Annotated in this window: 5 protein-coding genes; 4 read left to right on the forward strand and 1 reads right to left on the reverse strand. The window is 68.8% G+C overall.

The genetic code is table 11. The features are described from left to right. Positions 1-75 precede the first annotated feature (75 nt). The 4 genes from HMPREF3115_RS07055 (at position 76) to HMPREF3115_RS07070 (ending at position 2,135) form a co-directional block, all read left to right on the forward strand. Positions 76-438 carry a hypothetical protein gene (locus HMPREF3115_RS07055; protein ID WP_035488535.1) on the forward strand — a complete coding sequence of 121 codons (363 nt, stop codon included), beginning with the start codon at positions 76-78 and terminating at the stop codon, positions 436-438. Between the two features lie 320 nt (positions 439-758). Then, positions 759-1,328, forward strand: a complete 570-nt coding sequence (locus HMPREF3115_RS07060) for a type 1 glutamine amidotransferase domain-containing protein (RefSeq protein WP_070553884.1) — start codon at positions 759-761, stop codon at positions 1,326-1,328. Continuing rightward, complete coding sequence (locus HMPREF3115_RS07065) at positions 1,325-1,657, forward strand: DUF1488 family protein (RefSeq protein ID WP_006405111.1); 333 nt, start codon at positions 1,325-1,327, stop codon at positions 1,655-1,657. Before HMPREF3115_RS07060 ends, HMPREF3115_RS07065 begins: the two co-directional genes overlap by 4 nt. 253 nt (positions 1,658-1,910) lie before the next feature. After that, positions 1,911-2,135 (forward strand): hypothetical protein, encoded by a 225-nt coding sequence (locus HMPREF3115_RS07070; RefSeq protein ID WP_070553886.1) that lies wholly within the window; start codon positions 1,911-1,913, stop codon positions 2,133-2,135. A 54-nt stretch (positions 2,136-2,189) separates the two neighbouring features. Here HMPREF3115_RS07070 and HMPREF3115_RS07075 read toward each other — a convergent pair whose 3' ends face one another. Continuing rightward, entirely contained in the window at positions 2,190-3,431 is a 1,242-nt protein-coding gene (locus tag HMPREF3115_RS07075) for a phosphatidylserine decarboxylase family protein (RefSeq protein ID WP_006410036.1), read from the reverse strand. Between the last annotated feature and the right edge of the window lie 233 nt (positions 3,432-3,664).

Below are 3,664 nucleotides of genomic sequence, written 5' to 3' on the forward strand. Positions count from 1 at the left end.
CGCCGGCTCGCGGCCGGCGCGGCGCGATGGCCGACGCCCGCCGCGGCGGGCGCGGCGACCACGCAGGAGGACATCATGCAATCGAACCCCCGAATCGGAATCGAGCCCTACGACATCGACGAAGACCCGGACGCGGACGACCTCAACACGACCGTGCACCTCGACGTGGCGACCGGCAGGATCACGTTTCATGCGGCGTGGGCGATCGCGCCCGATGCGCCGCCCGACGCCGTGCGCCACTCGGTCGTGCTCGCGCTCGACTGCGACACGATGGAGCGCTATGCGGACCTCGACGACGGCGCCCGCATGCGCGTGCACGCGATGCTGCACGACTCGGTGCAGGCCATGCTCGAACGGCTGCCCGACCTCGACGAGGACCAGACGCTGACGGTCGAGCTGACCGACGCGATGCTCGACGTCGCGACGCGCCTGCAGTGACCGGCAGCGTGTCCGCCGGGTGTCCGCGGCCGCGAAACTGTCTCGATGCTGCGACACATTGCGACGGCGCGTGTCGCACGCGAGAGCCCGCACATGGGCGCAACCTGCCTGTTACATGCCGTTGAAATCTTTGCAGTGAACGATGGAAGCCGCCGCGCGCGCCGCGCCGGCGTGGTCGGAGAGTGGCTTGCGCGTCGTTCGCGAAGCCCGAGCCCAGGCCGATGCGCGCGTTGTGCGGGATAGCGCACTGGGCGTGGCACGTCGATTGCTGCTGTCGGGTGACGGCACGATCGGTGCCGCAACCAGCATGGAGGTTTTTCATGAGCGGCAAACTCGCCAATTGCAAGGTCGCGATCCTCGCCGTGGACGGCTTCGAGGAGGCCGAGCTCGTCGAACCGCAGCGTGCGCTCAGTGCCGAGGGTGCGCAGGTCGACGTGATTTCGCAGCAACCGGGCGAGATCCAGGGTTTCCGGCACGTCGACAAGGGGGCACGCGTCAAGGTGGACCATACGTTCGACGATGCGAAGCAGGGCGACTACGACGCGATCGTTCTGCCGGGCGGTGTCGTGAACGGCGACGCGATGCGGATGCTTCCCGCCGCGCGCGAGTTCGTGACGGCCGCGATCGGCGCCGACAAGCCGGTCGCCGTGATCTGTCACGGCGGCTGGCTGCTCGTGTCGGCCGGGCTCGTCGACGGCCGCACGATGACCAGCTGGCCGAGCCTGCAGGACGACATCCGCAACGCCGGCGGCAAGTGGGTCGACGAGCGCGTCGTGCGCGACGGCAATCTCATCACGAGCCGCAAGCCCGACGATCTCGACGCGTTCAACGGCGCGCTGATCGAATGCCTCGCGGCCGACCGCGCGCATGCGCCGCGGGAGCGCCCATGAGCACACGCGCGACGATTGCGGGCGATCCGCCACCCGTGTTCGACGGCGCGACGCTGCAGCTGCAGTTCGTCGTCGAGATCGACGGCGTACCGGCGGAGTGCGCGATCACGGCCGAAGCGCTCGAGGATCACTTCGGTGCGCGCTCGGCGCTCGAGGCCGACTTGCGCGAGGCGTTCGAACGGGGCCGCCAGCGCATCGCCGAGGCCTGCGCGGACGTGGTCGCCGACGGCCACGGCGGCGCGGTGCTGCATAGCGGCTATTTCCGCGTGCAGCGGCGCGCGGCCGCGGCGCTCGCGCGTCAGGCGACGTCGCACGCGCCACGGTCCTGACCCCGTGCACGGCGCGCTGCTCGCGCGCCGTGTATCGGCGTTGGCCCGGCCGTTACACGACATTGAAAACTTTTCACCGGCTGCGCGCGGGACGCGGATTCGACCCCGCCCTGCGCCCGACCGGGCCGATGCAGTGTGCGCGGCTCGCATTGGCATGCTTCGTGCATGTCGTCACCGAATCCGGCAGGTGCACTGCCGGCCGCGATTGCGGCGTCGCCGCATCGGAAAATACGCCGTCATTGGGGAGACGAGCATGTTGACTGCTCACGAATTTGCCGCGCTGTTTCTGGTACAGCGCGCACCAGAACAAATCCAGCTCGACCGCGACGACATCGTCGCGCTCGTCGAACGACAACTGGTTGTCATGCAGAACGATGCGTCCGGCGCTCGCCGGCCCGAGCTGACGCCCGACGGACTGTCGATCCTGCGCTCCGTGCAGCGCGGCAGCGGAGGCTATACGAACGACAACAGTTTGTGACGAACGGTCCGATCGCATGCGGCGCGCTGCCTGGGGAGCGCGCCGCATGCGCATTCAGCGCGCGAGCGCGACCGCGGCATTGACCTGCACGGGCGGCGCATCGTCGCTCGGCGCATGCAGGAAGCGGTCGATCACGCCGGGCTCGAACAGCAGGCAGTACGTCGAGCCGCCGAACTGGAAATAACCGATCTCGTCGCCTTTTTCGACGCGCTGCCCCGGCACGACCTCGATCACGCACGACGATACGTCGCCCATCCCGACGAAGACCGCGGCCACCGTGCCCAGGCCCGGATCGTCGCTGGCGATCGCGACGATCGCGCGCGTGGCGACGGCCGTCATGTAGCCCTGCGAATCGTTGAGCCCGGACGGGTCTTCGCCTTCGACGTCGGCGATCGAGTAATAGGTGCCGTCGATGCGGTACGCGTGCGTGACGGTGCCGCGGATCGGCGCATGCCAGCGGTGGTAGTTGTACGCGGCCAGATAGGCCTGGTAGAGATCGCCGCCGACGAAGTGCTCGGCGAGCGGCAGCCGTGCGGGCGTGAAGATGTCGCGCAGCGAATAGGGTTGCCCCTTGATCCAGAACCGGTCGCGCAGCTGCAGGTTCGTGGCCGTGTGATAGGGCGCGGCTTCGCACGCGCTGACGATCACGTGCGAATCGTCGGGCGAGGCCACCGGCCGTGCGCCCGCGCGAAAGCGCCGCGTGAAGAAGTCGTTCCACGAGTCGAAGCCCCAATGCGGCTGATCCTCGCGGTACTGGAACTGCGACAGGCCGATCCGTTTGCGCGCTTCTTCGCTTAGCCAGCCGTCCGGCGCCGTCGTCACGAGGTGGTCGCGCGAGTGCGGGCCGCCGAGAAAATCGCACCAGACGTTCAGCACGCGCTTCAGATGTGCGTTGACGGTCGCGTCGCGGAACACGGCGCGGCCCGACGGCATGCACATCGGCCAGTCGAGGAACGCGTTCAGCGGACACACGATCAGGCTCGATTCGCTGAAGGGCGGCGTGTACGTCATCAGATAGTCGATCACCGTCATCAGCTCGCCGATCGACCGGTAGCCGAGGTCGCGGCCCGTCGCGAGCGCCTCGTCGATCGCGCGCGACAGCCCCATGTGCAGCACCGCGTGATCGTCGAACAGTCGCGCGAGCTCCTGCACGGCCGGCGTGCGCAGCCGTTCGCCGGCCCGTGCGCGCGCGTCCGCGGCAATGCGTGTGCGGAACGCGGCCATGTGCTTTTCCTCGCCGGCCAACCATCCGCCGAGTCGGCGGCGGCCTGCTTGCGTGTCGTTGTCGTTCGGCATGTCACCTCCGGGAGCGAGTCTCGATCGTGCTGGTGTAGCAATCGGCCTGCCTGTGCACGGCACCGAAATTGCGGCATCGCTGCGATCGACACCCACGAACCGGGAGGCAATGATGAAGGCGATGTCGAATACGCAGCAGACGAACGAGCAGGCAGCGGGCGAGACGCGCCGCGACGGCCCGCGCACGGTCGCGCCGACGCGCCCGCGGCTGCGCGCGCATGCGTCGCGCGCCA

Source organism: Burkholderia sp. HMSC10F09, assembly GCF_001806955.1.
GTDB lineage: Bacteria > Pseudomonadota > Gammaproteobacteria > Burkholderiales > Burkholderiaceae > Burkholderia > Burkholderia multivorans.